The sequence below is a fragment of the Anaerozeibacter quisquiliarum genome, from assembly GCF_051162045.1.
Classification (GTDB): Bacteria; Bacillota; Clostridia; order Christensenellales; family Aristaeellaceae; genus Anaerozeibacter; species Anaerozeibacter quisquiliarum.
Window position 1 is genome coordinate 1 of sequence record NZ_JBISDI010000030.1, and the last position, 26,864, is coordinate 26,864.

Annotated in this window: 27 protein-coding genes; 18 read left to right on the plus strand and 9 right to left on the minus strand. The window is 58.6% G+C overall.

Annotated elements, in window-relative coordinates:
- The 9 genes from ACH6CV_RS13045 to ACH6CV_RS13085 all read left to right on the plus strand — a co-directional run.
- Nucleotides 1-638 (plus strand): transposase (locus tag ACH6CV_RS13045; protein ID WP_456358641.1); only part of this gene is annotated, 638 nt, incomplete at its 5' end.
- 301 nt (nucleotides 639-939) lie between these two features.
- Nucleotides 940-1,518 (plus strand): 50S ribosomal protein L25, encoded by a 579-nt coding sequence (locus tag ACH6CV_RS13050; RefSeq protein ID WP_456358642.1) that lies wholly within the window; start codon nucleotides 940-942, stop codon nucleotides 1,516-1,518.
- Between the two features lie 115 nt (nucleotides 1,519-1,633).
- Nucleotides 1,634-2,404 (plus strand): hypothetical protein, encoded by a 771-nt coding sequence (locus ACH6CV_RS13055; RefSeq protein ID WP_456358643.1) that lies wholly within the window; start codon nucleotides 1,634-1,636, stop codon nucleotides 2,402-2,404.
- Between the two features lie 405 nt (nucleotides 2,405-2,809).
- On the plus strand, nucleotides 2,810-3,322 hold the full coding sequence (locus ACH6CV_RS13060; protein ID WP_456358644.1) for a hypothetical protein: 513 nt from the start codon (nucleotides 2,810-2,812) through the stop codon (nucleotides 3,320-3,322).
- On the plus strand, nucleotides 3,225-3,713 hold the full coding sequence (locus ACH6CV_RS13065) for an MFS transporter (RefSeq protein ID WP_456358681.1): 489 nt from the start codon (nucleotides 3,225-3,227) through the stop codon (nucleotides 3,711-3,713). The genes ACH6CV_RS13060 and ACH6CV_RS13065 overlap by 98 nt, the downstream gene beginning before the upstream one ends.
- A gap of 276 nt (nucleotides 3,714-3,989) precedes the next feature.
- Nucleotides 3,990-4,766: an ABC transporter ATP-binding protein gene (locus ACH6CV_RS13070; protein ID WP_456358645.1), complete on the plus strand. Its 777-nt coding sequence runs from the start codon at nucleotides 3,990-3,992 to the stop codon at nucleotides 4,764-4,766.
- A complete protein-coding gene (locus tag ACH6CV_RS13075) occupies nucleotides 4,756-6,813 on the plus strand; it encodes an FtsX-like permease family protein (RefSeq protein ID WP_456358646.1) in 2,058 nt (685 codons plus the stop codon). The genes ACH6CV_RS13070 and ACH6CV_RS13075 overlap by 11 nt, the downstream gene beginning before the upstream one ends.
- Before the next feature lie 18 nt (nucleotides 6,814-6,831).
- Nucleotides 6,832-7,518, plus strand: a complete 687-nt coding sequence (locus ACH6CV_RS13080) for a response regulator transcription factor (protein ID WP_456358647.1) — start codon at nucleotides 6,832-6,834, stop codon at nucleotides 7,516-7,518.
- Nucleotides 7,508-8,530 (plus strand): sensor histidine kinase, encoded by a 1,023-nt coding sequence (locus ACH6CV_RS13085; protein WP_456358648.1) that lies wholly within the window; start codon nucleotides 7,508-7,510, stop codon nucleotides 8,528-8,530. Before ACH6CV_RS13080 ends, ACH6CV_RS13085 begins: the two co-directional genes overlap by 11 nt.
- 247 nt (nucleotides 8,531-8,777) lie before the next feature.
- Here the strand turns inward: ACH6CV_RS13085 and ACH6CV_RS13090 are convergent, their stop codons facing one another.
- Together ACH6CV_RS13090 and ACH6CV_RS13095 are read right to left on the minus strand one after the other, a co-directional pair.
- Nucleotides 8,778-9,932 carry a 4Fe-4S binding protein gene (locus ACH6CV_RS13090; RefSeq protein WP_456358649.1) on the minus strand — a complete coding sequence of 385 codons (1,155 nt, stop codon included), beginning with the start codon at nucleotides 9,930-9,932 and terminating at the stop codon, nucleotides 8,778-8,780.
- A gap of 45 nt (nucleotides 9,933-9,977) precedes the next feature.
- The gene (locus ACH6CV_RS13095) at nucleotides 9,978-10,781 is read right to left on the minus strand and encodes a tryptophan-rich sensory protein (protein WP_456358650.1); all 804 of its coding nucleotides are present in this window, start codon (nucleotides 10,779-10,781) and stop codon (nucleotides 9,978-9,980) included.
- A 552-nt stretch (nucleotides 10,782-11,333) separates the two neighbouring features.
- On the opposite strand from ACH6CV_RS13095, the gene ACH6CV_RS13100 reads away from it, so the two are divergent.
- From ACH6CV_RS13100 to ACH6CV_RS13110, 3 genes are all read left to right on the plus strand, one after another.
- Nucleotides 11,334-11,885, plus strand: coding sequence for a TetR/AcrR family transcriptional regulator (locus tag ACH6CV_RS13100; protein ID WP_456358651.1), 552 nt, complete (start codon nucleotides 11,334-11,336; stop codon nucleotides 11,883-11,885).
- Between the two features lie 89 nt (nucleotides 11,886-11,974).
- Entirely contained in the window at nucleotides 11,975-12,415 is a 441-nt protein-coding gene (locus ACH6CV_RS13105; RefSeq protein ID WP_456358652.1) for a hypothetical protein, read from the plus strand.
- A 605-nt stretch (nucleotides 12,416-13,020) separates the two neighbouring features.
- Nucleotides 13,021-14,358 (plus strand): hypothetical protein, encoded by a 1,338-nt coding sequence (locus tag ACH6CV_RS13110; protein ID WP_456358653.1) that lies wholly within the window; start codon nucleotides 13,021-13,023, stop codon nucleotides 14,356-14,358.
- A 410-nt stretch (nucleotides 14,359-14,768) separates the two neighbouring features.
- On the opposite strand, the gene ACH6CV_RS13115 is transcribed toward ACH6CV_RS13110, so the two are convergent.
- The 6 genes from ACH6CV_RS13115 to ACH6CV_RS13140 all read right to left on the minus strand — a co-directional run bounded on the left by ACH6CV_RS13115 (nucleotide 14,769) and on the right by ACH6CV_RS13140 (nucleotide 21,272).
- Entirely contained in the window at nucleotides 14,769-15,734 is a 966-nt protein-coding gene (locus ACH6CV_RS13115; protein ID WP_456358654.1) for an ABC transporter permease, read from the minus strand.
- Nucleotides 15,721-16,827 (minus strand): ABC transporter permease, encoded by a 1,107-nt coding sequence (locus tag ACH6CV_RS13120; RefSeq protein ID WP_456358655.1) that lies wholly within the window; start codon nucleotides 16,825-16,827, stop codon nucleotides 15,721-15,723. Before ACH6CV_RS13120 ends, ACH6CV_RS13115 begins: the two co-directional genes overlap by 14 nt.
- On the minus strand, nucleotides 16,820-18,370 hold the full coding sequence (locus ACH6CV_RS13125) for an ABC transporter ATP-binding protein (RefSeq protein ID WP_456358656.1): 1,551 nt from the start codon (nucleotides 18,368-18,370) through the stop codon (nucleotides 16,820-16,822). Before ACH6CV_RS13125 ends, ACH6CV_RS13120 begins: the two co-directional genes overlap by 8 nt.
- Before the next feature lie 173 nt (nucleotides 18,371-18,543).
- Complete coding sequence (locus ACH6CV_RS13130) at nucleotides 18,544-19,629, minus strand: BMP family ABC transporter substrate-binding protein (RefSeq protein ID WP_456358657.1); 1,086 nt, start codon at nucleotides 19,627-19,629, stop codon at nucleotides 18,544-18,546.
- Between the two features lie 47 nt (nucleotides 19,630-19,676).
- Nucleotides 19,677-20,627: a nucleoside hydrolase gene (locus ACH6CV_RS13135; RefSeq protein ID WP_456358658.1), complete on the minus strand. Its 951-nt coding sequence runs from the start codon at nucleotides 20,625-20,627 to the stop codon at nucleotides 19,677-19,679.
- A 12-nt stretch (nucleotides 20,628-20,639) separates the two neighbouring features.
- Nucleotides 20,640-21,272: a Crp/Fnr family transcriptional regulator gene (locus tag ACH6CV_RS13140; protein ID WP_456358659.1), complete on the minus strand. Its 633-nt coding sequence runs from the start codon at nucleotides 21,270-21,272 to the stop codon at nucleotides 20,640-20,642.
- 368 nt (nucleotides 21,273-21,640) lie between these two features.
- On the opposite strand from ACH6CV_RS13140, the gene rpsB reads away from it, so the two are divergent.
- From rpsB to ACH6CV_RS13155, 3 genes are all read left to right on the plus strand, one after another.
- Nucleotides 21,641-22,366, plus strand: a complete 726-nt coding sequence (gene rpsB, locus ACH6CV_RS13145) for a 30S ribosomal protein S2 (RefSeq protein WP_456358660.1) — start codon at nucleotides 21,641-21,643, stop codon at nucleotides 22,364-22,366.
- A 30-nt stretch (nucleotides 22,367-22,396) separates the two neighbouring features.
- A complete protein-coding gene (gene tsf, locus ACH6CV_RS13150; protein WP_456358661.1) occupies nucleotides 22,397-23,317 on the plus strand; it encodes a translation elongation factor Ts in 921 nt (306 codons plus the stop codon).
- A gap of 71 nt (nucleotides 23,318-23,388) precedes the next feature.
- Nucleotides 23,389-24,108, plus strand: a complete 720-nt coding sequence (locus ACH6CV_RS13155; protein WP_456358662.1) for an amino acid kinase family protein — start codon at nucleotides 23,389-23,391, stop codon at nucleotides 24,106-24,108.
- A gap of 103 nt (nucleotides 24,109-24,211) precedes the next feature.
- Here the strand turns inward: ACH6CV_RS13155 and ACH6CV_RS13160 are convergent, their stop codons facing one another.
- Nucleotides 24,212-24,985: a transglutaminase-like domain-containing protein gene (locus ACH6CV_RS13160; protein ID WP_456358663.1), complete on the minus strand. Its 774-nt coding sequence runs from the start codon at nucleotides 24,983-24,985 to the stop codon at nucleotides 24,212-24,214.
- 321 nt (nucleotides 24,986-25,306) lie between these two features.
- Here ACH6CV_RS13160 and frr point away from each other — a divergent pair, with 321 nt between their 5' ends.
- The 3 genes from frr to uppS are packed head-to-tail and all read left to right on the plus strand — an operon-like array spanning nucleotide 25,307 to nucleotide 26,861.
- On the plus strand, nucleotides 25,307-25,864 hold the full coding sequence (gene frr, locus ACH6CV_RS13165) for a ribosome recycling factor (RefSeq protein WP_456358664.1): 558 nt from the start codon (nucleotides 25,307-25,309) through the stop codon (nucleotides 25,862-25,864).
- Nucleotides 25,864-26,079, plus strand: a complete 216-nt coding sequence (locus ACH6CV_RS13170) for a hypothetical protein (protein WP_456358665.1) — start codon at nucleotides 25,864-25,866, stop codon at nucleotides 26,077-26,079. The genes frr and ACH6CV_RS13170 overlap by 1 nt, the downstream gene beginning before the upstream one ends.
- Nucleotides 26,076-26,861 (plus strand): polyprenyl diphosphate synthase, encoded by a 786-nt coding sequence (gene uppS / locus ACH6CV_RS13175; protein WP_456358666.1) that lies wholly within the window; start codon nucleotides 26,076-26,078, stop codon nucleotides 26,859-26,861. Before ACH6CV_RS13170 ends, uppS begins: the two co-directional genes overlap by 4 nt.
- Nucleotides 26,862-26,864 lie beyond the last annotated feature (3 nt).

The window sequence follows — 26,864 nt, forward strand, 5'->3', positions numbered from 1 at the left end:
ACTGGTTCGAGTCCGGTACAGACCACCAAAATTCCGCTCTTCATGGGCGGTTTTCTTATGCGCATTTTGCAAGATTCGCTTCTTCGTCCGTCGATGTGAACGACATGCCGGTAAGCGCACACGATACCGCAGAACAAAAAAGCTCCCGCAGCCAGCGGGAGTATGTTTTAACCTCAGGCGCTCTGCCCGAGGAGCACTCGGCCCAAGAAAGAAATTCGTCAATCTGCGTCTTTATTTCCTTGGCGTTCATTTTTTCTTCTTCCATCCGGGCCTTGGCATCGACCATGCCAGTACGATTCTTTGTTACAGCGCGTACCACAGCGGTTTGCACAGTTGCAGCTCAACTGATAGAAGGCTTCGCCGCACAATACTTGCTCGCCGATCGCGGGTATGGCACCAACGAGATCATCGCCGCCACGCAAGGCTCGGGCATCGAAGCTGTCATCCCGTCCAAGAAGAATCGGAAGGCGCAACGCGACTACCACCGTCACCTTTACAAACTGCGCCACCTGGTAGAAAACGCGTTCCTGCACTTGAAAAGATGGCGCGGCGTCGCTACCCGATATGCCAAGAACTCCGCTTCATTTGTCGCCGCCATTCAGATCCGTTGCATTGCCGTTTGGAGTGCTATCTATTGACGACACCATCTAGAAGTATACCATGACCTTTTCTGTACAGTTTAGTGTAGCCTATCCACCATTATACTCCACGGCGCAAGCTTACTGTGGCTTTTCCTTCCCCCAAGCGCCCACACCATTATACGATAAACCAGAATAAAAGTATATTATATACTTTATAAATACTGATGTCAATAGGAAATTTGCATTATTTCTAATATTGTGCTATACTGTCTATGGCTAGATTCTATTTCGTTTAGAATATAGCTAAAATTCACAGCCACACGACGTAGCTTCGTGGGTTGAGCAAGGGAGAATGACAATGCTTACTTTGAATGTGGAAAATCGGGATATGGGTCTGAAACCCAAGCAGCTCCGAAGAAAGGGAATCATCCCTGCCGTGTTGTATGGGAACAACCTCGAGAATCCCTTGAGCATTCAGCTTACCCAAGTGGAGGCCACCCGTTTCTTGAAATCCAATTCCGCCGGAAGCAAGGCCGAATTGCTGCTTGGCGGCAAGAGGTTCCCGGCATTGCTGCGGGAGATTGCCTACCAGCCGGTGACCGATGCGCTGGAACATTTGAGCTTTCAAACGCTGCTGGCTGGAGAAATTGTCACGAGTATGGCGAAGGTTGTGCTTGTGAACAGAGAAAAGGTTGCGGGCGTGATTCACCAGCCGCAGTCCGAGATTTCCTACCGCGCGCTTCCATCGTACCTTGTCGACAAAATCGAAATTGACCTTGATGGAATGAAGGTGGACGACAGCATCCGGATCAGCGATCTCGATGTTGCAAAGAATCCGAACATCGAAATCCTGAGCCCGCTCGACGCCGTGGTGCTTTCCATCACCGATGCCCGCAAACCGCAGGAAACATCTGAAACCGAGGATGAGGACGCATAAAGGATCGCGGTACAATATCCCTCGTTTTATATGTTGAAGAAAGTGCTCGGCCCGGCGCATTGCTCTGGATGTGGCCGTAAAAAGCGCTTTCTTTGCTGCAGAAAGGAGACATAAAATGCAGATGGTTGGACAAACGGTCGAACACAGAGCCTTTGGACAGGGGACAATCATACATTGTTCCGACAATATCGTTACCGTCTCCTTCTCGCTGGGAGAGAAGAAATTTATATATCCGAATGCCCTGACCAATTTTCTGGCTCTCAAAAACAAGTCTGCCCAAGATGAAATTGATGCAATATGCAGCAAGCGGCGCAAGGCGGAGGCCGCTCAAAAACGAGCGCTTCATGAGGAATGGGGGCGCCGCCAGCGATTTCGCGCATTGAAAATCACGCCAAATTCGCAGGCCGCCTTCAATTTGAATTTGAACAAACTGGATGAAGTCTTTTCATCGGGCGCCATATCGACCGGATGCTATTTGAGCGGCAATTCCAAGGGAAAGCCGCGCATTCCAAGCAAGCTGATGCCCAATTCCGCCTGCATGTTGACCGGATGCGCCCCGGGTGCTCGGGAAAAAGAGCGCCGAATTCTGGGCGCCTTCATGGTAAAGGAGGATTTCTGGGGAAGCGCGTGCGAAAGTGGGATGGTCGCGTGCCACGACCTGTACAAGGTGCGCCTGAATCCGGACAATTCTATGCTGTATTGGGATTATTTCGATTGCAGCGATCCTCACCCACGCTGGGGCAGCACGGCATTCAAGTACTTCCCAAACACCACGATGCAGCAAATCCTGCTTGATATGAAGGAAGCGGTCCATAGCGCTGAGGAAGCGACGGTCATTCAGGAGTTTTATCAGTATTTCTGTGAAATGAACCGCCTGCCGCAATAATCAGAATGATCACCGCACCTCTTGAATCGGAGGGTTTGCTTAGCAGTTCACTGGATTTGGCCATAGACGATTACGGCATTGGAACGAGAAAGCCCGTGAGCGCCGTAAAAGTCAGGTATACGGAGTTTGCAGAAGAAGCGCGCAAGCAATCTGACTGGAGGAACCATACAGATGAAGAGGTATCTCACCGATTATTTCGGGCATATCTTTAAACCGGGTGCAAAGTACGGCCACTTCCTGATGACCTTGTTGCTGTCCGGCATTGCCTACGGGCTGTATCGCGGCGTGTAGGACAATTATCTCGCGCAAATTGTACATATTTCCGAATTTGAACGCGGAATTGTCGAGTTTTTCCGAGAAATTCCGAGACTGCTCGTCGTCCTGATTCTCGCCGCGATGCACCGCATGTCCGCGAGCAAGATCTTCAAGATTGGAACGGCGATCATGCTTGCCGGCATGGTGGGGCTTACGGTGGCTGCAACGGGCAAGTTTGTGGTCGTTTTGTTCATGGTCGTATTTAGCCTTGGCGAGCACATGATTATGCCCGTCAAAAGCACCCTCACCATGGATTTGGCAAAAAAAGAAAGCGGGGGCATGGCGCTTGGCATCTCGGGCTCGATCAACCAGTTGGGCAGCATTGCCGGCCTCATCATCGTCACGGGACTTTTTGCGTTTTTTTCGCGTTTTGTGAGTGAATATCATGCCGTGATGCCTTTCAAGATCATCCTTGCCGTTTCGGCTGCATTTATGGTTGGCGCTGGAGATTTTCTATGGCGCGCGAAAGCAGGTTTTTCTGACCTTTGCACCCTACGCACTGATATTGCATTATGGTGCGGATACATCTCTGATCGCAATGCTGCTTGCCATTTGCGCGGTTTGCGGTGCGATAGCAAGTCCGCTTATTGGGAAACTCATTGACAAACTCGGATACAAAACCATCATGATATCTGACACCCTGATTCTCGTTATCGTCTGTTTCTTTTACGGCTTCGCTCATCGGATATTCCCTGCCCACATCGCGTTTGTTGTCGTGTGCGTAAACTATGTCCTCGATTCCATCATTTCTCTGGCGAGTATGGCGAGCAATGTCTATGTTCGCGACATCGCGGACAGCCCGGAGGAAGTGGTCGCGACCTTGTCCACAGGGGTGTCCGTCAATCATGTGATCAGCATCTTTATCGCGCTTATCGGCGGTTGGATTTGGGCGAATGTAGGCATTGAAGTGCTGTTCTCGCTTTCCGCGGTGCTTGGTATTGCGAACTCGATATATGCGGCGACGATAAAACCCATTCGCACGCACTCCCCATAAGGTATAGAACACATCGTTCACATCGATGGGGTCACTGGTTCGAGTCCGGTACAGACCGCCAAAATTTGTCTGAAAACTAGCGTTTCCAGACAAATTTTTATGCCGATTATCTTATTTATTGATCCGAGAAACCGGCTCTTCGCAGCGAAAAGGGGTTTGCCCACTGGCCGAAATGGCATGAGCATGGTGAGATCTCTTGAACCTTTCAACCGATGTAAGTGTTTTTTGCCGCCTCAATTCGTTATAATGGAAGCCAAGTAAAAGGAGGCGTTCTGTATGAAGCACGAAATTTTGGAGATCGACTCTCTGCGAAAATACTATGGCGAGCGCGAAAATCAGACAAAGGCGCTGGACGGAATCTCGTTCACGGTATTGCCCGGCGAATTCCTCGGCATTATGGGCGCCAGTGGATCGGGGAAATCCACGCTGCTCAACTGCATCGCTACGGTCATCCGTCCTACGGAAGGGCAAATCCTGATGGACGGCGTAGCGGTCGACGCACTGAAGGGCGGTGAGCTAGCGGATTACCGCGGCAAAAAGATCGGCTATCTATTTCAGAACTTTGAACTGCTGGATAACCTGACCGGTCGCGAGAACATCCTTCTGCCCCTGGGCATTCATGGCGTGTCGGAAAAAGAGGGCGGCAAGCGTCTAAAGGAACTTGCTGAATACCTGGAAATTACAGGCGTGCTCAACAAATTCCCCGCGCAGATGTCCGGCGGGCAAAAACAGCGCGTCGCGGCGGCCCGGGCACTGATTCTGAACCCGAAAATGATTCTGGCGGACGAGCCCACCGGCGCGCTGGATTCCAAAAATGCGCGCACATTGATGGAAAAGCTGTCCGGGCTCAGCCGGACGCAACAGACCACCCTCTTGATGGTCACCCACGATTCCAACGCCGCCAGCTTCTGCAGCCGCATTCTGTTCATTCAGGACGGTATCATTTTCCATGAACTGCGTAGAAAAGAACCGCAGGAGACGCAGCAAGCCTTCTACGAGCGCATCCTCGCCGTCATGGCGCAGTTGGGAGGGGGCAGCGCAAATGTTCTTTAATTGGGTGCGCCGCAACAGCAAGCGCAGTCGGCGCGAAAACGGGCTGTTTTTCTCCGCGCTCCTGGCGGCAATCGTGGCCTTTTACATCGTCCTCTCCCTTCCGCATCAGGATGTGATGGGGTTTCTTAAACAGATGGAAAGCGGTGCTGTGGACAGGCTATTGAGCCTGATCCCCGCCTTTTACGCCGTATCGCTGTTTATTCTGTTTTTTCTCGTTTATTTTGCAAGCAAATACCAGTTGGAGCGGCGAAGCCATGAATTCGGTATGTACCTGATGATGGGTATGCGTCGCGCCAAACTGTTTGCCATGCTGCTGGCGGAAGATCTGTGGAGCAGCCTCGTGTCGCTGGCCGTCGGCATCCCGGTGGCGGTGCTTCTCGCGGAGATCATCAGTCTGGTCACAGCCCGCTGGGTTGGCATGGGGATTCTGGGACATCAGACCGCCTTCTCGTTCTCGGCCGTCCTATGGACGGCGGCAGGCTTTCTGCTCATCAAGCTGGCCGCGTTTCTCTTGCTCAGCGGCAAATTTGCCGCTACGGAGATCGGCACGCTGCTTTCTGCCGCCCCGGAAGGCGCAAAAAAACAGCGGTCGGCTACGTGGTATCGAGTTGCTTTAGCGGCCGGCGTGCCGGTGCTGGCGGCCGCCTATGCGTTGGCGATCGGCGGCAAGGCCTGGTATTCGCTGGGCGTCATGGGGATAACCCTGGCGATGGGCATTGCCGGCACGCTAATGCTGTTCTTCGGCCTGCGCACGGTGCTGGGGACGCTGGCGAAGCGTCAGGGTGGAAAAGGCGGGCTGGGTGTGTTCACGTTCCGCCAACTGCAGGAAAATGTGATTGCGCAGCCACTCTCCCTCGCCATCAGCTCCCTTTTGATCCTGGCCGCGCTTTGCTGCTTTGGGTACGGCGTATCCATGACGCTTTATTACGGTGCCCAAGATACGCATGCGCTGGATTACACCTTTCAAACGCCAGATGACCCAATGGGGGTTCCCGAAAAACTAAAAAGCGCGGGACTGGCCGATAGCTTTGCATCGCTCTTTGATACGCGCATTGGGTCTATGCGCACAGAGAGCGACGGCGCGGCGGGAACATTCAGCATGGATGCGGTGTTGGCGCTCATTGAGCAGGCGCCGGATTCCTCCGCAAAATCGGATATCCTGAATGAATACGGTTCTATGGATTCCCCCTACCTCATTGCCCTCTCCGGCTATAATCAGCTTCTGACGGCGGCAGGAAAGTCCCCCATTGCGCTCAATGAAAACCAAGCGGCGATCTACAGCTATGAATCCTTTACCGGCAAGGCGAAGGCGGAGCTGATAAGCCATGTGCTTTCGCAGGAGCCGGAGGTAGTGGGAAACGGCGAGCGCTTCCGCTTGGCGGGTACCGTTCAGACGCAAAACCCCGTAACGGACCGCGCCATCACCCTCTACTTCGCCCTTATCGTACCGGATGAGACGTTTGAACGTCTGGCACAGGCATCGTATACCCACTACTGGAACGCCACGCTCTCCCCCCGGCTGGTGCAGGAGAACGGGCTGATGCAGGCTATTCAGCAGGTCAATGAAAAGCTGGATACAACGGATATCCACTACGAGAGCTATCTGCAAAGCATGGGGCGGCAGCTTTTCTATCAGGTGGCGTCCAGCTACCTCACGCTGTACCTTGCGGTGATCTTCTTCATCATCGCCAACACCGTCATCGGTATGCAGTTTTTGATGCAGCAGCGCAAGACCAGTCGGCGCTACCGCACGCTGGCGCGATTGGGGAGCCACTATGAGGCCCTCTGCCATTCGGCAAAGCGCCAAATCCGGTGGTTTTTCGCTCTGCCCGCGGTGGTGGCGGCCGTGGGGAGCCTGTTTGGTGTCCGGGCGCTTTTCTCCGGCTTTTTGCCGCCGGAGATGGCGGAAAATATTCCGATGCTTTACCAGATCGCCTTCGTGATGCTTTGCTTGCTTTGTGTGGTAGAATATGGGTATATGCTGGTTGTCACACGGGCCAGCGCCAGGCATATCCTGACGCTGATGGAGCCGGACCGGGAAGAATGAAGAAGGGAGGGAGCCGTCATGAAGAGGATCGTCATTGTCGAGGATGAACCGTTCATGCGGGATGAGCTGCGGGAGATCTTCGAAAAAGCAGGCTATCCGGTCACCTGCATCGAAGAATATGACCAAGTGACGGAGCGCATCTTGGAGGCGGCTCCCGGCCTTGTCTTGCTGGACATCAATCTGCCCGGCACCAGTGGCTTTGAAATCTGCCGAACGCTCAAGCGGAAAACCGCGCTGCCGGTATTGGTGCTGACCTCTCGCGATCAGATGAAGGATGAGCTCCACGCGCTGGATCTGGGCGCGGATGAATACCTGACAAAGCCTTGCCGAAAAGAGCGGTTGCTTGCCCGCACGGCCAACCTGCTCCGGCGGTACGAGGGGCGCGGCCATCTGCGCGGCGGCGAGGGCTTTTTGCTTGACAGTCAGACCTACACCCTGTACATTCATGACCAATCCTTCGTGCTTCCACCCAATCAGGGGAAATTGCTGGCGGTCTTTTTGGCGCATCCGGACGAATTGGTGACGAAAGAAGTCCTTTGCACGGCACTGTGGGGAACGACAGAGTATATCGACGAAAACGCTCTGCAGGTGAATTTGACCCGGCTGAAAAAGACGATGAAGGAGTTGGCGATGCAGCAGCGCATAGAGACGGTGCGTGGCCTGGGCTATCGCCTGACAGCGGAGGGCGCAACAGATGAAGTCTAATCTGCGGTGCGCTTTCAGGAAATATGCCGCTTGGCTGCTTTTGCCCATGGCTGTCAATGTGCTGTACGCACTGGCGCTGTGGCTTTCAGACAGTGACGCGTTTCGGGAGCTTTGGCTGACGCTGATGCTTTTTTCGGTACTGCTTTTTTCGGCGGCACTGATTTTGGCCTGCCGAGCGGAAAGGCGACGCGAAGAGGCTTTTCTTGCCTTTCTGGCTCACCCGGATGAGCGCATGGAAGCCGACATGCTTCGGCTGGTCGGCTCGCAGGACGTCGCCCTTGTTCGCCGCATCGGAGCGCTGCTGCGGGAGCATGCGCGGGCTGTACAGGCCTTGCAGACGCAGGTATCGGACTACGAAGAGTATGTGGAGACTTGGGCGCATGAGATCAAAACGCCACTCTCCCTATTGACTTTTCTTTTGGACAACCGCAGGGATGAACTGCCGCCTGCTGTCTCTCAGCGGCTCAATCATGTGCGCGCGCAGATGCGGGAATCTGTCGATCAGATGCTTTACTATGCGCGGCTCAAGAGCGTGAAAAAGGACTATCTGTTTGAACCGCTGTCGCTTGCGGAATGCTGCGGGGAAGCGCTCGAAAACTACGAGCCGCTGCTCCATGAAAAGGGTTTTCGGATCGTCAAAGATCTGCCGCCGCTTTCCATCCTCTCTGATCGCCGGGGGATGCTGTTCATCATCAACCAGATTTTGAGCAACGCCGTGAAATACGCCGGGGATGCCACAGCGCCGGAACTGCATTTGACGGCAAAGCAAAATGTACAGTCTGTCGTTCTCTCCATTCGGGACAACGGGATCGGCGTTCAGCCCTGGGACTTGCCGTTTCTTTTTCAAAAAGGGTTCACCGGAGACACGGGAAGCGCCCGCAAACAGGCCACCGGCATGGGGCTGTATCTGGCAAATGAAATGGCGAAAGATTTGGGCATCGAACTCAAGGTGAACTCAGCGCCGCAGCAGGGGTTTGAGGTTCTTTTTCTTTTCCCAATTGTCGATGCGTAATATCAATGTATACTGCACGGAACGGAGGCTCTCCGGCACTTGATATCAAATCGATTCGACAGCAATAGCCTGTTGGATTTCGTTTATATCGGCGTGCTACGTGAGAAACAGTGCGCTGGCTTCCCGCAGGTCTGCGCATAATCGTACAGTAGCACCCATTATCAATCTGCCGCATCATGTCGCTAAAAAGCGCCTCCAATCCTCATGCTCACACCGCAGATAGACTGAATAGAGTCTGACTACTCGATCAGTTCCGTCGTATTTTATCAATAAAGCGAGTCGTATACCGAAGCGTTTGGGTCGGGCATGCATCCACGCAACGGCCGCAGCCGACACAGCGGCTGTGCTGGAGCGGCACCGCATCCTCAGCAGCGGCTTTGATATCAATGTCCATGGGGCAAACTTCGGTGCACCGGCCGCACCGGACGCATTGGGTGCGGGTTGTATCAATCCGCTGGCCGCCAAGTCTCGCAAGGCCCGACAACACAGTTCCCAGCGGGCAGTAATAGCAATAGCCCCGACCCATGAAAGCCACCCAGAAGAACATCGCCATCAAGAGTTCCCCAGCAAGGTAAACGTATGTCTCTGCCTTCGCGAAATCTGCCCGCGCCGCTGTGGAGGTCAGGCCCAGGAGAGAACCCACCCACCACAGTGTAAAGAAGAACGCAGCGGCGAGAAATCCCCATCGGGCGATGGAGAGCGCTATCCCTTGCGCCTTACTGGGCTTGCGCCTTTGGCCCATGAGCGGGATCGCCGGGTCGAATACCTCGGCAGCGAAGCCGTTGAACAGGCAAAGCATCGAGCATTGCAGCCTACGTCCGAAGAGCACCGTCCCCGCAAATATCAGGACCGTCACAGCTGCGTAAAATACCAACACGCCCGCTACGCCTGCTACGCCCCATACGGGGAGGCGGCTGAGCCGGAAGGCCGAGCCTGTATCAAGCAGTTGTAGCGGCGTGGTTGTCCAGGGCAGCGGCATGGTGAAAAAGTACCACTCATAATTCCCGCTGACAAGTGGTAACGCCACGTGAACCACAAGTGCTGCAGCCAAAAAGCCGATCAGGTTCTTCCGCCTGAGCGACGTCCGACCGGAACGACTCGTGATTCGAATGGTCAGCAAGCTCGCAATAAGGATGAAGGCGGTCTTCACCCAGTTTTCGTAGAAGTGCCAGAACCAGGTCAGAAACTGTGCGGTTTTGGCATCCGCCCGAGGCGCGTAGCCATAGTTCAGGCCTGCGATCAACACACATAGCCCGATGTACACCCATAGAATCACCTTCAGGATCTTCTTCTCTTTTGATAATGATTCCGACTTCACGCGCATCACCTGCTCCAATATTATGCGGCGGAGCCAGCTTAGACCCCGCCGCCTGCCCATACCCAAGGTCACCCCCATGGGCATGATGCTATCCTCTTTCTTTCAGGACCGCACCCATCACTTGACGTATCAAATTGCCGGACTAGCCTTCGTTTTCCTCATGCTATACACGGTATATACCTCCGCGGCTCCATAGACAACAAGGCAAGCGATCACCGTTCCGATCACCGCTGGGTATGCTCCTGCAAAGGTGCTCGGAGAGATATGCTTGATCAGTATGCCGGTATAAGCCCAGACCAGCACAAGACCATAGGCGATGTCTTTTCGGATCACCATGGTAGCCGTTCCAATAGCCATTGCGACCAGAAGAATGATGATCGCCCATGCCTGCTCCGACCAACCGAACCGGTCCCAGCCGGCTCGAACCAGAAGCGCCGTGATGTTTGCCACTGTTGCCACAGTGATCCATCCAAAATACAGGCTGAAGGGCAGCCGGTAGAATACTTTATCAGTCTTGCTGAGCCGAGCTTTGTCAAGGGTCATATGAATGAAAATCAAGCTCAGCAGGAGTGCCAGCATCAGGAATACGGACAACACGATGTTCCCATAGTGCCAAGAGAATATCCAGGCGATGTTGGCCAGCGACGAAATGACAAAGACCGTCCTTACTTTGTCCAGCAAAGCAGGTTGCATGTATTCTTTCTTGAAGCCAAACTGATACACGCTAAAGGCCGCAAGCGAAAGATAGATCAATCCCCAGATTGAAAAGGTCAGGCCAGCAGGCGCGAAAAGATTAGGCATCGAATCGGATACCTGTCCAGGAGTTACCCCATTTATCGGCAGCATCTGCGCGAGATAGTTGACGATGACCATTGCAACGAATGAAACCGCAACCATGATCTTCAGAACTGTGCTCTTGGTCTTTGCCTCCATTAGGAACACCCTTTCTTTGTTTTTTGTCCATCCGAGAATGAACCAAGATATTTATACCCCCTCAACCACAGGAAATAACATCCCGGGCTACGTTTTTTTGTAGTAAAAGGTCAAGCTGGTGATTTCCCGCCATTTGATCTGGTTGCGGTTTTCCGTACAGTGGAAAGTGTGGCGCGGGAACGAACCCATCAAGTGGTTGAGATCTGAGAAGGCAAGGAATCTGTCCGCGCGTGTTCTGATGCCGAGAGCGCTACAAAAACCGCCGCTTTGCCCGTCGATGTGCCAGTGTGCCTGCGGGAGTTCTTGTGTTGGTTCCTGCGAAAAACCATCCTATGCAAGCAAGCTGTTCACACCGGAAAACCCGGTGCTGTGGCCGGATTTTTCTGGTTTCTCTTACTTGTTTTCGTCCTCCGCGGCTGCCCCTGCGCTTCTATCGGGGATTCCACGGCTTCCGGCGCTTCCATTCTCCGAAATATTACATGGGCTCTATTGCAATCGAGAACTCTCTATGGTACAATACTAACGAACGTTAGACATGGGACGTGCGTTGAAATGGACATGCGTGAAAGAATCAAGGAAGTGGCGGTGGAGCATTTCGACCGTCACGGTTATCACGGAACAAGCATTCGCAATATCGCAAAGGATGTAAACTGTTCCTTGCCTATGATCTACTACTATTTCAATAACAAGAAGGAGCTTTTTGATGAGATCATCAAGAACGAGTTCTTTGACCTGCTGAAAAGGCAAGCGGCGCTGTTAAAGGCGGGCGACATCATAGAATTCTACACGAAGTTTGTGTACGGCCTAAACGCGCTGAGTGACTACGACAAAAGGGTGTATCGGCTTGGTATCAAGGTCTACCTATGCTTTGACGGCGATGAGGAACTAAGGGAGGTCATGGATCAGTGGGAAAGGACGATACTCCCACGACATCACGAGATCCTAAAGCCCCACTTGATGGACGCAGACGACGGCATTGCGCTCACCCGAACATTGGTGCATCTGTTGGAAAACCTCATACAGAGTATCGTTGTCAAGAACCGGTTCCTGCCGGAAGATGAGATCCGCGAAGCACTCTCCATCGTACTTCACGGCTGTATTTGATCCGTCTTTAGGTGCTGTGCGAATCGCGGCATTCATGTTTGCGCGTCACCTAACGAACGATATAACAATACCCAGAGGAGGATTCAGACATGGTTATTGAGAAGAGGTTCGCCCTGCTGCAGAACACCTATGCGGCATCCATCGCGGAAGCCGTGAACACCTACGAGCGATTGGGGGCGCTCCCCGCAATCGTGGCGAAGCGGAAGGAACGGCAGGCACAGACGGCACCTTTCCTGAATCAACAGCTTGGCGTCGACACTGTTGAGGATGTGTTTTGCAAGCTCTCCGAAATCTATGGCTGCGCGGAATGGACTGTGGAGAAAGCAGATACGGGCCGTGTTGCGACGGCGACTTCATGCAAGCTGTGCTCTTTGTCCAAGAAGATGGGCGGGGCAAATCCTTGCCATGGGTGGTGCCTGGACCCCATGCTCGCCATGATCGCTTCCATAGGCAAAATCGATGCCGAAGGTATAAGGGTTGAGAGCACCTTAATGGACGGAGACTGCTGCAAAGTAAGGATTCCGACCTGAAACGCTACTCCGGTTTTTCTAAAGAATGGAGCAATCGATGTGGTTCTCCAAAAGATGATCCAACCAGAGCATCACGGAATCGCACAGCAATCTCCTCCATTTTCGTGATTTAAGGTCGGCGATAGAATCGACGAGGCAGCTGCGCAAGCGAAAGCGTGTGCGGAGGGACTGGATCGCCTCGTCGGATAGGCGGGTTTCGAGGAAGTCGCCGCAAACAGGCCAAGGAACGTCCAAGATGCTTGTATGGGGCCGTTCTTTGGGATTCATGCCTATCCCAACGGACCTCTTTTCTGCAACAGTGCCGTTGCGGGGATCCGTGTCTTTTTCCTTTTGGTTTTCCCCCCCCTCACAAATATTGCTTGACCGCTGACCAAGTACGGCGACTTTGTCAGCGGTCTGATCCGATGCCTTGCGGATTTTTTTGGGGCCGGTTCGCTATCCTCTGGCTGCATTTCAGCCGCCGCTGTGGCTTCCATGGCTTCCGGCATGGATTGTTTTACACTCGTTGCCCGGCGAATTGTATCAAAGCGGCGGCTCCACGAATAGTATGGAATGGGCCTAATTTCACTTTACCGTCATTTGAACAAACGGAGGAGGACGAACCTATGTCGAACCTGGAAACCGAGATTCTCATCCAGGATCCCTTGATTGGCGAGCTGGAAAGAACGCTCGACCAATTGGTTGTCTATAGAGGCGACCCACGCCAGGTTGACTTTCGCAACCTGAAGACATTGCTCGTAAGCTTCCGGAACGCGGGCACCATGAGCAACCTGTGCGCTTTGAAGCTGCTGCTTGCGGAAGCGCTGCGGCTTGGCAAGACGCTCATTCTACTCCATGTCGAGGAAGGGAATCAACTCGCTCAACTCCTGGGCGTGGGGATGAACTGCAGATGCATGATTGTAAAGCCCTATCCCGATTTTAAAGTGGTGCACGTGTTGGGGCAGCATGACTGCCCGATTTCCTTTGGGGGGCAGTGTCAGATAACCCAATGCGAAGATGGCTGCAAGAGAGCTTGCGTCGAGTCTCCGGGTCTGAACGAATGCGGCGCTTATCGCTCCGGCGGTCATTGCGAAAGCTACGCGGTGGAAGCCAGGAAAATTGAAAGCATATTGGAATCGAACTTTGTGATGCCCGAGGCCTTCTGTTCCGCAGGCAGCAGTCCGGCCGATCTGCCAAGGGAGCAGTTCAACATCACGTACCTTGCCATCGAAGAAATCAGGAACCTTTCGGATCTGCAGGTGACCAACAATTCCGTCGTCATGGAGATCTCCCTGATCGCTTCCTACAATCCCCAATACAAGTATTTGAGGATTCGCAGCGTCGGCGCAGGCTTCAACCCGGCCAACGGCGGGGCGATGCAGTCGGACAGCACCTATGACAGGGGATACTTCCAAGAGGAAATAAAGATCCACATGCAGCCGATGAGCAGCAGCCTTAGAACACTTACCACGGAACCCAAGAACATCAACAGACAACAACAATATACCACCAGCAGTCAATTCAGCGTCGGCGTGGACGTAGCGAAGAATCCATCCTTCAACTCGTCCTACACCATTTCCGAGTCCATGACCACCGTGGTATCGGATTTCAATATTTACAACAACAGCGCGGGTGTGACTGGCGAGTGGGAATTTCAGCTTGCCATGACGGAAAACAGCATATGGGACATCTTTGATGAGCAGACGCTCAAGAAGGCCAAGGTCAAATCCTTGCCGCCCTTGGCTACGAAAAACCTGCAAGCCGTAACCGAGTCCGTATGGTATGGAGCCAACACGCTAAACGGAGTGATTGGCATGCAGCTATACTGGCACATCAATCATTTTCACTGTTGGGTTACGGGGGACTGGGCGTCCTATACCAAACACTATCATCGCATCGGGGCCACCCGGGGCTATGTGGACGACAATCTTATCTACCTTGACTTTTCCAGCGTAAACGCCTGATCGATACGAGGCAACTGATTTCAGCTGCCTCATCCATATCGGTTGAAGGAACGATCGCTTCCCTCAGCCCGCAGTCAGACAATTCCGTTCCCCATCCTTTGATTGGTAGAATAAAGGGTGACAAGCAGATTCCGTTGCTCGTCCATGCCCTCAATCCGTTGACTGCAAGTTCCTTTTTGCCGGCCGGAAGCTTGATATCGGACGAGCCCTGGACAAGGGTCTGATGAAAACGCCAGTTTCGGACAAATTCTATACGCGAATAGCGCAAAACGGCCGTCCTGAGGCCCGATTCCGAAGCGGACGGTCCGTTTCCCGCACGCTTTCACCTCATTTCCGAGATCCTTTTCTGCTGTAAGAGCATGAAAGTGCCCGGGACGCCTCCGCCTTTGGGTTTTGTCAGGGGAGCGGTATCAGGATGCCGATTTTCTACGCCGGCCCTTGGCGGCGCGCGCGGCGTAAAGCGACAGCGCGATCACCGTCAAAATGTACGGGAACATGCGCGCGATGTCGCTGGGGATGCCGAGCACCTGCAGGTTGTTCGCCAGCGAGTCCGCGAAGCCGAACAGCAGCGAAGACAGCGCCGACCACAACGGATGCCCGCGGCCCATGGCCTCCGCCGCCAGCGCGATGAAGCCTCGCCCCGATACCATATCCTTCGTGAATCCGCTCACATAGGCCATCGACATAAACGCGCCGCCCATGCCCGCAATCGCACCCGAGATCAAGAGCGCAATGAACCGCACCTTGCGCGCCGAGCGCCCCGCCGTCTCCACCGCCTGCGGGTTCTCCCCCACCGCGCGGATGTACGCGCCCAGCTTCGTCCGGTTCAGCAGCACCGACACGGCGATCACCACCAGGGCGGCGATATAGGTCAGCGCGTTTTGCCCCGACAGCACCGGCCCCACGAAAGGGATGTGCTCGATCAGCGGCAGCGCAACCTTGGGCAGGTCCACGCTGCGCAGCGCGGTCGACACGCCGCGGTCGCCGGTCAACAGGTACAGGATGAACACCGTCAGCCCGCTCGACAGGCTGTTGAGCGCGATACAGGTCAGGATCAGGTTGGTTTTGAGCTTCAAGTGAAACAGCGACAGCAGCAGCGCGAACGCCATGCCCGACGCAATCGCCGCAATTAGCCCCAGCCACGCGCTGCCGGTATAGGCGCTGCCCACCACGCCCATCAGCGCCGCGAACAGCATGCTGCCCTCGATGCTGATGTTGGTCACCCCGGCGCGGTCGCTGACCAACACCGCCATCGTCGCCAGCAAGATCGGCGTCGACAGCCGCAGCACCGAATAGAGGAAGCTCTCGGTCGCGATCACGCCGAGGATCGGCAGCAGGCCCTGCCAGAGCTGAGCGAAGAAATTACCGATCTGCACCGCCAAGCGCCTCCTTTACCGCAATCCGCTGCTTGAGCCCGCCGGTCAGCGCCGCCGCGGTCACCAAGATCATCAGGATCGCCTGGATCACCGTAATCAGCTCCTTAGGCACGTCGGCGTAGGTGTTCATCATGTTCGCACCCGTGCGCAGGTAGGCGATGAACAGCGCCGCCAGCGGCACGAACTGCGGCTTGTTGCGCGCCAGAATTGCGATGATGATGCCGTCCCAGCCGTAGCCCGGCAGCGCCGTCCACTGGAAGCGCTGGTACATGCCCATGATCTCCACCGCGCCGCCCAGGCCAGCCACCGCGCCGCCCAGCACCTGCGAGGACACGATCACCCCGGCCACGTTCACGCCCGCGTAGCGCGCGAACGACGGGTTCTGACCGTACACGCGCAGCTGGCTGCCCTGCCGGGTCTTGTACAGGTACAGGTAGGCGAGCAGCACGACGATTACCACCAGGATCACGCCGGCGTGCACGCCCGTGCCCGGCAGGATGTTCGCCAGCTTCGACGCCTTGGGCATCTTGCCGGTCGCAATCTGGCCGGCGGTCTTGTCGATCAGGTAGTTCTTGAGCACGAACAGCGCGCCGTAGAGCGATATGTAGTTAATCATCAGCGAGGACACCATCTCATTGGCGTTCAGCCTTGCGCGCAGCAGGCCCGGCACCAGTCCCAGCAGCGCACCCGCCGCGATGCCGGTAATGATGGGCAGTACGATCGCCAGCGCCGGCGGCAATTGCAGCTTGGTCGCCACGCCCGCCGCGGCCAGCGCGCCCACGAAGCACGCGCCCTCGGCCGCCATGTTAAACATCGACGCCTGGAACATCAGGCACACCGCCACGCCCGTAAAGCCGATCGTGGACGCCGTGGTCAGGATGTTGCCCATCTGCCGGACCGAGGTAAACGGCCCGATCAGGAACTGGTAGATCGCCTCGCCCGGCGCGCGGCTGACCACAAAGATCAGCGCAAACGCCAGCAGCAGCGCGATGCCCACCGCCAGCATGGTGGTGACGGCGCTGAGCGTCGCGTTCCGACGCTCGACCAACAGGAAGTTCAACAGCCCGCGCCGCCCGGTTCGCTCCCTATTCATGCGCCGCCCTCCCCACTTCCCCGTCGCTTTGGCGCTTGACGCCCAGCATGTAGTGGCCGATCTCGGTTTCGCTTACGTCCGTCGCCCGCTCAAAGTAGGCGCTGACGCGGCCCGAGTACATGACCAGCAGGCTGTCCGACAGCTTGAACAGCTCGTCGAGGTCGGCCGAGACCAGCAAAATCGCGCAGCCGGCCGCGCGCAGCCGCAGCAGCTGCTCGTGCACCAGCCGCGCCGCGCCTACGTCGATGCCGCGCGTGGGCTGCTCCACCACGTACAGCCGCGCGTGCTGCGTAAACTCGCGCGCCACGACCACCTTCTGCATGTTGCCGCCCGACAACATCTCGACCTCGGTCGCGGGCGAGGTGCACTTGACCCTGAACTCGTCCACCAGCCCCTCGGCCATCGCGCGCACGCGCCGGCTGTCGATCAGCCCCGCGCGGTACATCGAGGGATCGTCGAGCTTGGTCGTCAGCAGATTCTCCTCGATGCTCATGGTCTTCGCCAGCCCCAGCGTCATCCGGTCGGCCGGCACGTAGGCCGTGCCCAGCGAGCGCAGCTCGCGCACGCTCATGCCGTGGATGTTGCGGCCCATGATCTCGACCGATCCGCAAAAGGGCTGCTTGAGGGCGAAGATCATCTCCACCAGCTCGTTTTGACCGTTGCCCTCCACGCCGGCCACGCCCACGATCTCGCCCGCGCGCACCGCGATCGACACCCCGTCGACCGAGCGCTTGCCGAACTTATCCACGTAGACCACGTCGCGCGTCCTGAGCAGCACCTCGCCCGGATCGGCGGGCTCCTTGTCCAGCCGCTCGGAGTACTGCGCGCCCACCATCTTTTCGGATATCCGCTGCTGGGAAGTGTCCGCGACGCGCGCGGTCTCCACGAGCTCGCCCCGGCGCATGATGCTGACCCGGTCGCACAGGTCCATGATCTCGCGCAGCTTGTGGGAGATGAAGATCACCGTATAGCCGCGCGTCTTGAGCTGCTTGAGCTTGTCAAACAGCTCCGCAGTCTCCTGCGGCGTCAAGACCGCCGTCGGTTCGTCGAGGATCAGGATCTTCGCGCCCCGGTACATCGCCTTGACGATCTCCACCTTCTGTTTGATGCCGACCGGCAGGTCGCTGACCCGCGCGTTCAGGTCGCCCTCGAGGTCGAAGATGCGCGCGAACTCGCGCACGCGCTCGCGCGCCTGCGCGCGGTCGATAAAGCCCAGGCGCGACGGCTCGAACCCCAGCGTCACGTTCTCCACGACCGACATCGACTCCACCAGCATGAAGTGCTGATGCACCATGCCGATGCCCTGGCGCATCGCGTCCTCGGGCGAGTGGAATCGGACGCGCGCGCCGCGCAGCCGGATCTCGCCCATGTCGGGCTGCTCCAGTCCGTAGATCACCTTCATGAGCGTCGATTTGCCCGCGCCGTTCTCACCCACCAGCGCGTGAATCTCACCCTCTTCCACCGAAAAATTCACATTGCGGTTGGCATAGATCCCGTTGCCGTAGACCTTCGAGATGCCCGCAAGTTCCAGCAATCGCGCCATCTTCAGCATCCTTTCGAATTTATACCAACCGGTGCCATTCCCCCTCCCCGGAGGGCGCCCGCAGGCGGGGTGGCGGCCTGATTGCGGAACCATTTGGCTTCATGGGTTCTGCAGTCGGGTTGCCACCCCGCCCTTCCGGGGCACCCCTCCGAGGAGGGGGAATGGGCTATCCGTTACGGCTGAACAGCTGCAATATACCCCGCCACGTCGAAGTCGGCGTCGAACGCGCTGACGACCTTGATCTCGCCCGCGTTGATCTTCTCGGCCGCCGCGGTCACCGCCGAACGGATCTCCTCGGTGGTCAGGCTCTGGAAGGTCGCGTTATCGGCCAGTCCGACCGCCTTCTCGGTCATGCCCACATGCTCGACCTGGCCGTAGGGCAGGTTGCCCTCGAGGTGGCGCTGGATGCTCTGATATACCGCCTCGTCGATGTTCTTGAGCACCGAGCTGATTACACAGAGCGCAAGCTTCTGGTCGCCGTCGGCGGCAAACGCCTCCGACTGGTCGGCGTCCACGCCCACCGCCAGCGCGCCGGCATCGGCCGCCGCCTGGATCAGGCCCAGGCCGGCCTGCGCCGCCACGTTGAAGCCCACCGCCGAGCCCGCTCGGAACTGGATCTCCGCCAGGTCCTTGGCGGTGGCGGTATCGGAGAAGTTGCCCACGTAGGACACGATCACCTTGATGCCCGGCACGGCGTCGGTCGCGCCCTGGATGTAGCCCACGATGAAGTCGTTGATGACCGGGATTTCCATGCCGCCCACGGCGCTGATCGCGTTCTTGCCCTGCGCCTGGGCCGTCAGCGCGGCCAGTACGCCGGCCAGGTAGCTGGCCTGGTTCTGCTTGAACAGGATCGAGTAGACATTGTCCACGTCGCCCGCCTCGTAGTTAACCGTCGAGTCGAAGATGATGTACTTCTTCTCCGGGTGCTGCGGCGCGATCTCCTGCAGCAGGTCCTGCACCTGGTAGGTGCCCACGATGATCACGTCGAAGTCGCCCTCGGACACGTCGGCCAGCGTGGTGCTCCACACCGACGAGTCAAAGCCCATCTCGACGAAGCTGGCTTCCACCTTATCGCCCAGGTTGTCGCTCATCATCTGGACGCCGCGCGCGGCGGAGTCGAAGAACGACTTGTCGCCGAGGTTGCCGTTGAGCAGGCAGATCACCTTGAGCTTGTCCGCCTCGGCGGCCGCGCCCGCGGCAAAGATCGCGAGGGACATGACCACAACCAGCGCCAGGGACAGGATGCGACGAAGTTTCATGAAAACGCCTCCCTTTTTTATTGACGCGCCCCGCGCGCGAAAACCGTTCAGCCCTTCGAGATATAGGGCTTCTTCATATGCTCGGCGATCATGTCCACGAACCGCTCGCGGTCGACCTTGACCGAGATGTGGCAGTTCTTTTCGTGGCCCGTGATGCCCCACAGGTCGGCCACCGTCTCGCCCCGCGTGATCGGGTCGGCGACCGAGATGTCCATGTAGGTGTGCTCCCAGGTGACCAACTGCTCGTCTATCAGGCAGCCGATGCACAGCGCGTCGTGGATCGGGCAGGCCAAGAAGCCGAAGTGGTTCACATGCGTCTGGCCGAAGAAGTCGAGCAGCTCGGCCACCAGCGTGGACACCTTCCCGCCCTGGGCGCGCACGCGCTCGATGTCGGATTCGTAGAACACCGCCTTCATCGAGATGTCAAGCGTGTTCAGGAAGATGTTCATGCCGCTTTGAAACACGATCTTGGCGGCCTCGGGATCTACGTAGATGTTGAACTCGGCGGCCGAGGTGATGTTGCCCGCATCGCGCACCGCGCCGCCCATGATGACCAGCTTGTCCACCTTGCTCAGCAGTTCCGGCGCCTGCGTCGCCACCATCGCGATGTTGGTCAGCGGGCCCGTCGCCACCAGCGTCACCGGTCCCTCGTGCGCGCGCAGCGTGTCGATGATGAAGTCGACCGCGTGCCCCTGGGCGATCTTTGTCGTTGCCTGCGGAATTTTCGGCCCGCCCAGCCCGTCCTCGCCGTGGATGATCGCGCCGGTCAGCCGGTACAGTTCGTGCATCAGCGGCTTGCCCGCGCCCTGATAGACCGGCACGTCGGTCACGCCCGCGTAGTCGAGCACCTTGCGCGCGTTGACGGTGGTGTTCTCGACGTAGCTGTTGCCGGCCACCGTGGTCACGCCGAGGAGCCGGATGCCGTCGGCGCGCGACGCCAGCAGCATCGCAATCGCGTCGTCGTGTCCCGGATCGCAGTCGAGAATCAAGTCAATCATGGTATGTCCTCCCTATTGTTTCATCGCGTAGGTCCTCAGCGCCTCGATCTGGCGGGCCGACAGCGCGAGCTTGCCCTTCGCGCGCGTCAGCGCGCCAGCCGCCTCCAGCCGGACGATCGAGCGGTTGACGGTGCGCACGCTGGTCGAGCAGGCCTCCGCCAGTTCCAGGCGCGTGTGGCGCACCGCGCCCGGCCCCAGCGCCGCGAGCACCGACGCCAGCCGCTCGGTCGCGCCCAGCGACATGTACTGCGCCGATTGCGACGAGGCGGCGTGCAACTTGTGCGACAGCGCGAACGCCAATTGCTTGAGGGCGCGCGCGTCCTCGTCGATCCAGCGCATGAACTCGCTCGCCGACAACGCCACCAGCTCGCAGTCGGTGAACGCCTTGGCCGAGTACACCGCCCGTTCGGTGCCCACCATCGCCTCCATCTCGCCCACCGTGCCGCCCTCGGGCACCAGCACCACCTTGCGCTCCTGCCCCTTCTCGTCGATCGACAGGATAATCACCGTGCCCCGCGCGACCACGTAGATGCGGCCGACCGGGTCGTTCTGGTGGAAGATGAATTGCCCGCGGGCAAACCGCACCGTGCGGCTGTGGGCCTTGAGCCAGCCCGGCAGCTCGGTCATCGCGTATCGCTGGTCCATTGGCCCTCCGCCCGTCAACGTAATCTTAGCAAAGTCAGGTTCCGACAAAAAGGACACATGTCCCTTTTGGGTAAGGTTATTATATCACAGCAGATTCATTTGTGCCATCCATGGGTTTTATTTGGCGGGCATGAAAAATTTCTCATAATTACGACGCGCGGTGGGCGCGGGTGGCGCGCTTGCGCACAGACGCCAATATTTAACGCAAACTCCGTGTACCCGCTCTCGACTTGTGCTAAAATAGATCGGAAAACGCACCCGTGCCGATCGGCGGGCGTTGCCCGAGTGACATCGGGTTCCCAGCCGAGACGAAGCGCGGGGTGGTTCCCGGTGCATGCACCGGAAAGAAAACGAGGAGGTCTCCCCCTATGGCAGTCATTTCCATGAAGCAACTCCTGGAGGCGGGCGTACACTTTGGTCACCAGACCCGCCGCTGGAACCCGAAGATGGCGCAGTACATCTTCACCGAGCGCAACGGCATCTACATCATCGACCTGCAGAAGACCGTGCGCAAGATCGACGAGGCCTACCTGTTCGTGCGCGACCTGGCGCTCGATAACAAGTCGATCCTGTTCGTGGGCACCAAGAAGCAGGCGCAGGAATCGGTCGAGTCCGAGGCCAAGCGCTGCAACATGTTCTACGTCAACAACCGCTGGCTGGGCGGCACGCTCACCAACTTCAAGACGATTCGCAGCCGCATCGACCGCCTGAACGCCATCGACAAGATGGAGCAGAACGGCCAGTTCGAGCTGCTGCCCAAGAAGGAAGTCATCAAGCTGTGCGCCGAGCGCGAGAAGCTCGAGAAGAACCTGGGCGGCATCCGCGAGATGAAGAAGCTGCCGGGCGCGCTGTTCGTGGTAGACCCGCGCAAGGAGCGCATCGCGGTGGCCGAGGCCCGCATCCTGGGCATCCCGATCGTGGCCATCGTCGATACGAACTGCGACCCCGACGAGATCGACTACGTGATCCCCGGCAACGACGACGCCATCCGCGCGGTCAAGCTGATCGCGGGCAAGGTGGCGGACGCGGTGCTCGAGGGCCGTCAGGGCGAGCAGACCGGAAGCGAGCCGGCCGAGCAGGACGCCCAGGCATAACGACAATCAAACCCGGAAGGATGGATCGATATGGAGATTAGCGCAAAGGTCGTCATGGAACTGCGCTCGGTTACCGGCGCGGGCATGATGGATTGCAAGAAAGCCCTGACCGCGACCGAGGGCAACATGGAGAAGGCGATCGACTTCCTGCGCGAAAAGGGCCTGGCGGCCGCCGCCAAGAAGCAGAGCCGCATCGCGGCCGAGGGCCTGGTGGCCAGCGCCATCCAGGGCAATGTGGGCGCGCTGGTGGAGGTCAACTGCGAGACCGACTTCGTCGCCAAGACCGACGAGTTCAAGCAGCTGGCCAATGACATCGCCACGCAGGTGGTGAAATCCAACCCCGCCGATGTGGACGCACTGCTCGGTCAGCCCTTCTTCAAGGAAGCGGACAAGACCGTTGGCGAGCTGGTCACCGAGAAGGTGGCCAAGATCGGCGAGAAGATCGACGTGCGCCGCTTCGCGCGCTATGACGCCGGCGAGGGCATGGTGGACAGCTACATCCACATGGGCGGCAAGGTGGGCGTGTTGATCGAGGCCAGGGGCGTCGCGGCGTCGGACGCCGTGGCCGAGGTGCTGCACGACTGCGCGCTGCAGGTGGCGGCGGCGTCGCCGGTTGCGCCCGAGTACGTGCGGCGCGGCGAGGTGCGCCCCGAGCACCTCGAGCATGAGAAGGAAATCCTGGCCGCCCAGGCCCGCAACGAGGGCAAGCCCGAGAACATCATCCTGAAGATGGTCGAGGGCCGCGTGGCCAAGTTCTACAAGGACGTCTGCCTGCTCGACCAGTTGTTCGTCAAGGACGGCGACATGACCGTTCAGCAGATGATCGACCAGAAGGCGAAGGGCCTCGAAATCGTGCGCTTCACCCGCTACAAGATGGGCGACGGCCTCGAGAAGAAGGTCACCGATCTGGCGGCCGAGGTGGCGGAGCAGACCGCCGCGATGAAGAAATAGTCAAGGCGCAAAAAGGGAACACGCAGGGCGCGTTCCCTTTTTTTGCGCAGGCGAACGAGGAGGGTTTTCCCATGCCCATGTACAAGCGGGTCATCCTGAAGCTGTCGGGCGAGGCGCTGTCCCCGGTCGCGGAGGGCTGCGGCCAAGGCTGCTACGACCCCGAGCGCGTGATGGACACGGCGCGGATGATCGCGGAGCTTACGAAGCTGGGCGTTGAGCCCGGCGTGGTGCTGGGCGGCGGCAACATCTGGCGCGGCCGGTTTACCCGCGCGATGAACCCGGTCAACGCCGACCAGATCGGCATGCTGGCGACGATCATGAACGCGCTGTGCCTGGCCGACGCGCTGGAGCGCGTCGGGGTCAAGTGCGACGTATTCACCGCGCAGGAGATGAATCGGTTTGCGCGGCTGTACACCGCGCGCGACGCCGACGCCACGCTGTGCGCGGGGGGCGTGGCGCTGCTGGCGGGCGGCACGGGCCACCCGTTCTTCACCACCGACACCGGCGCGGCGCTGCGCGCCGCCGAGCTCAGGGCCGACGCGGTGTTCAAGGGCACGACGGTCGAGGGCGTTTACGACAAGGACCCGCGCGTGCATGCGGATGCGAAGCTGATCGGGGACATCAGCTACGCGGAATGTATTGCGCGCGGGCTGCATGTGATGGACATCGCGGCATTCCAGCTGTGCATGGAGCGGGGCGTAGGCGCGATCCGCATCTTCTCGATGGATGATTTGGACAATGTGATCCGCGTGGCGCAGGGCGAGCGGTTGGGCTCGACGGTGCACGCGTGAGGGGAACCTCCCCGCGCGAAGCGAGGGCGTCCGGAGGGCAAAAAGCCCTTTGGGCGCCCTCGCTCGCGCGGGGGATGCTTGGCGTTACAGCCCTTTGCAACCCTCAATACCGCCGTTCTTCCCGGTAGGACCTGGCCTTTCCCCCGGCGGCGGCCAGCGTGGCGTCGTACAGCCGCCATTCGCCGCCGATCAGCACCTTATTCCACGCGTGATAGGACTTACCGTTCATATACCCGATCACCAACTGCGTCGGGATGCCCTGCGCGCGCAGCATGCAGGCCATCAGCGCCGCGTAGTCAAAACAAATCCCCTTGCGCGTGCTCAGCGTCTCGTCCGGGCTCGGCAAATAGCCGACCCGTACCTTGCGCGCCTTCTTCTTATCGTATTTAACGCTCTTGCGGATGTAGTTGAAGACCGCGTCCGCCGCCTCGCGCTCACTCTTCGCGTTCTTGCACAGCGCCCGCGCCTTTTGAACCGCCGGCGCGTCCGCGTCGTAGTTGACGTATTGGCTCGGGTACAGGTAGGGCGCCTCGGGACTCGACAGCCTGACGTCGAACTCGGAGCGGTCGATCACCAGATACTGCGCGCCTTGCAGATGCCGGTACACCTTGAGCAGGTAGCGCCCGTCGCCCATCTGCAGCGGATAGGTCTCGTCCTTCCCCGCGCCGTTGAGCGAATAGGTGTAGGTTTCATCGCCCTTCGAAATCGTCACCAGCAGCTTGCGCTCGGTTATCTCCTGGCGCACGGTCACATAGCCCTCGGTGCCGTGGCCTGAGTCGATCAGGCCCTCGGCCGCCGCGCCGGAGGCCATGAGGAGCAGCAGCGCCAGCAGCGCGCACAGCCCGATCCGGCGGCCCGCCCCATACGATCGCGGCATGTCAACGCCCCCTTCGGCTTAAACCGAGTATAACATGCGTGCCGCGACGAAGCAATGAAAATTCCCGATAACAATTCGGTTGCATGGCGACACATCGAGTCGTCTTCCGAACAGACCCGCATGCCCCTAACCCATGGGGAGCCCGGGCGGACGCAGCCCTCCCGGGGACGCGTCCGCCGACCTGCGCGAAGGACGTGGACGCGATTGCGACAAAGGGCGGGCCGCAGCCAGATGCGCGTGAAAGGCTTGCCAACCGCCCCAAAATCCGATACAATAAGGGGTAAGCATTGAAGCGCATCGCGCAAATTAGGAGGTACGAGGATGTATAAGGAGCGAATCAAGGCCGCCGGCGAAAAAATGGACAAGACCATCGCGGTCGTCAAGCGCGACCTGTCCACGCTGCGCGCCGGGCGCGCCAACCCGCAAATCCTGGACCGCATCACCGTCGACTACTACGGCACGCCCACCCCGCTCAACCAGCTGGGCAACATCTCCTCGCCCGAACCGCGGCTGCTGGTGATCGCGCCCTGGGAATCGAAACTGATCTCGGCGATCGAGAAGGAGATCCAGAAGTCGGACATCGGCATCAACCCGTCCAACGACGGCAAGGTGATCCGGTTGCTCGTGCCCGAGCTCAACGAGGAGCGCCGCAGGGACCTGTGCAAGCAGGTCAAGAAGCAGGTCGAGGAGGGCAAGGTAGCCATCCGCGCGATCCGCCGCGACGCGATGGAAGACCTCAAGAAGATGAAGAAGGACACGCAAATCACCGAGGACGACCTGAAGGTGGGCGAGACCGAGCTGCAAAAGGTAACCGATCAGCACATCAAGGACATCGAAAAGGTCGGCGAGAACAAGGAAAAGGAGATCATGTCGGTCTGATGGACGATCGAGAGCTGTTGGGCCTGACGCTCGGCGAGGCGCTGCGCCGCATGGCGGATGCGGGCCATGATCCGACGCTCGCCTACACCGCCGCGCCGCGCGCCGATGGCTCGGGCGAGGCGCGGGTGGTGCGCGTGACGGGCGACGCGCTGGTCGCGGCGCGCTTCCCGGGGGCTGCGGACACGGCCGCCCGCCCCGCGAAGGTGGATTCATGAACCTTCCCGCGCGCCTGACCGCGCTGATCGGCAAGGCCGCCTACGCGCTGCGCCGGCGCGGCCCGGCCCGCGTCGGCCTGCCCCCGAAGCTGCCGCGCCATGTGGCGATCGTGATGGACGGCAACGGCCGCTGGGCTTCACAGCGCGGACTGCCCCGCTCGGCGGGGCACTCGGCGGGTACCGAGGCGCTGCGCGAAATCATCCGCGCCGCCAGCAATTGGGGGATCGAGGCGCTGTCGATCTACGCCTTCTCGACCGAGAACTGGGCGCGTCCGCCCGCCGAGGTCGAGGCGCTGATGGACCTGCTCCTTGTATATTTCTTAAGCGAAATCGACGAGTTGGATCGGGAGAACGTGCGCATCCTGATTCTGGGCGACGTGGACGGCCTGCCCGAGCGGCAGCGCGACGCGGTGGGCAACGCGATGGAGCGCACCGCCGGCAATACCGGCCTCACGCTCGGCATCGCGCTCAACTACGGCGGCCGGCGCGAGCTGACCGAGGCGGCGCGGCAGCTGATGCGCGCGGCGCTGTCGGGCACGCTTAAGCCTGATGAACTCACGCCCGAGCACTTCGCCGACTGCCTGTACACGCGGGGCCTGCCCGATGTGGACCTGTTCATCCGCACCAGCGGCGAGATGCGCACCTCGAACTTCCTGCCGTGGCAACTGGCGTACGCCGAGATGGTGTTCAACCCCGTGCTGTGGCCCGACTACACGCGCGACGTGTTCCTCGGCGATCTGTGGATCTTCGCGGAGCGCGATCGGCGCTTCGGAAAGGTTTAATGC

Excerpts from the sequence above, each read along its gene's own strand:
- uppS (WP_456358666.1), top strand. The coding sequence starts at position 26,076 with ATGAACCTTCCCGCGCGCCTGACCGCGCTGATCGGCAAGGCCGCCTAC.
- ACH6CV_RS13050 (WP_456358642.1), top strand. The coding sequence starts at position 940 with ATGCTTACTTTGAATGTGGAAAATCGGGATATGGGTCTGAAACCCAAG.
- ACH6CV_RS13060 (WP_456358644.1), top strand. The coding sequence starts at position 2,810 with ATGTCCGCGAGCAAGATCTTCAAGATTGGAACGGCGATCATGCTTGCC.
- ACH6CV_RS13085 (WP_456358648.1), top strand. The coding sequence starts at position 7,508 with ATGAAGTCTAATCTGCGGTGCGCTTTCAGGAAATATGCCGCTTGGCTG.
- ACH6CV_RS13125 (WP_456358656.1), bottom strand. The coding sequence starts at position 18,370 with ATGGCGCGATTGCTGGAACTTGCGGGCATCTCGAAGGTCTACGGCAAC.
- ACH6CV_RS13070 (WP_456358645.1), top strand. The coding sequence starts at position 3,990 with ATGAAGCACGAAATTTTGGAGATCGACTCTCTGCGAAAATACTATGGC.
- tsf (WP_456358661.1), top strand. The coding sequence starts at position 22,397 with ATGGAGATTAGCGCAAAGGTCGTCATGGAACTGCGCTCGGTTACCGGC.
- ACH6CV_RS13130 (WP_456358657.1), bottom strand. The coding sequence starts at position 19,629 with ATGAAACTTCGTCGCATCCTGTCCCTGGCGCTGGTTGTGGTCATGTCC.
- ACH6CV_RS13140 (WP_456358659.1), bottom strand. The coding sequence starts at position 21,272 with ATGGACCAGCGATACGCGATGACCGAGCTGCCGGGCTGGCTCAAGGCC.
- ACH6CV_RS13090 (WP_456358649.1), bottom strand. The coding sequence starts at position 9,932 with ATGCCCATGGGGGTGACCTTGGGTATGGGCAGGCGGCGGGGTCTAAGC.
- ACH6CV_RS13120 (WP_456358655.1), bottom strand. The coding sequence starts at position 16,827 with ATGAATAGGGAGCGAACCGGGCGGCGCGGGCTGTTGAACTTCCTGTTG.
- ACH6CV_RS13110 (WP_456358653.1), top strand. The coding sequence starts at position 13,021 with ATGTCGAACCTGGAAACCGAGATTCTCATCCAGGATCCCTTGATTGGC.
- ACH6CV_RS13080 (WP_456358647.1), top strand. The coding sequence starts at position 6,832 with ATGAAGAGGATCGTCATTGTCGAGGATGAACCGTTCATGCGGGATGAG.
- ACH6CV_RS13100 (WP_456358651.1), top strand. The coding sequence starts at position 11,334 with ATGGACATGCGTGAAAGAATCAAGGAAGTGGCGGTGGAGCATTTCGAC.
- frr (WP_456358664.1), top strand. The coding sequence starts at position 25,307 with ATGTATAAGGAGCGAATCAAGGCCGCCGGCGAAAAAATGGACAAGACC.
- ACH6CV_RS13170 (WP_456358665.1), top strand. The coding sequence starts at position 25,864 with ATGGACGATCGAGAGCTGTTGGGCCTGACGCTCGGCGAGGCGCTGCGC.
- ACH6CV_RS13155 (WP_456358662.1), top strand. The coding sequence starts at position 23,389 with ATGCCCATGTACAAGCGGGTCATCCTGAAGCTGTCGGGCGAGGCGCTG.
- ACH6CV_RS13095 (WP_456358650.1), bottom strand. The coding sequence starts at position 10,781 with ATGGAGGCAAAGACCAAGAGCACAGTTCTGAAGATCATGGTTGCGGTT.
- ACH6CV_RS13135 (WP_456358658.1), bottom strand. The coding sequence starts at position 20,627 with ATGATTGACTTGATTCTCGACTGCGATCCGGGACACGACGACGCGATT.
- ACH6CV_RS13105 (WP_456358652.1), top strand. The coding sequence starts at position 11,975 with ATGGTTATTGAGAAGAGGTTCGCCCTGCTGCAGAACACCTATGCGGCA.
- ACH6CV_RS13075 (WP_456358646.1), top strand. The coding sequence starts at position 4,756 with ATGTTCTTTAATTGGGTGCGCCGCAACAGCAAGCGCAGTCGGCGCGAA.
- ACH6CV_RS13055 (WP_456358643.1), top strand. The coding sequence starts at position 1,634 with ATGCAGATGGTTGGACAAACGGTCGAACACAGAGCCTTTGGACAGGGG.
- rpsB (WP_456358660.1), top strand. The coding sequence starts at position 21,641 with ATGGCAGTCATTTCCATGAAGCAACTCCTGGAGGCGGGCGTACACTTT.
- ACH6CV_RS13160 (WP_456358663.1), bottom strand. The coding sequence starts at position 24,985 with ATGCCGCGATCGTATGGGGCGGGCCGCCGGATCGGGCTGTGCGCGCTG.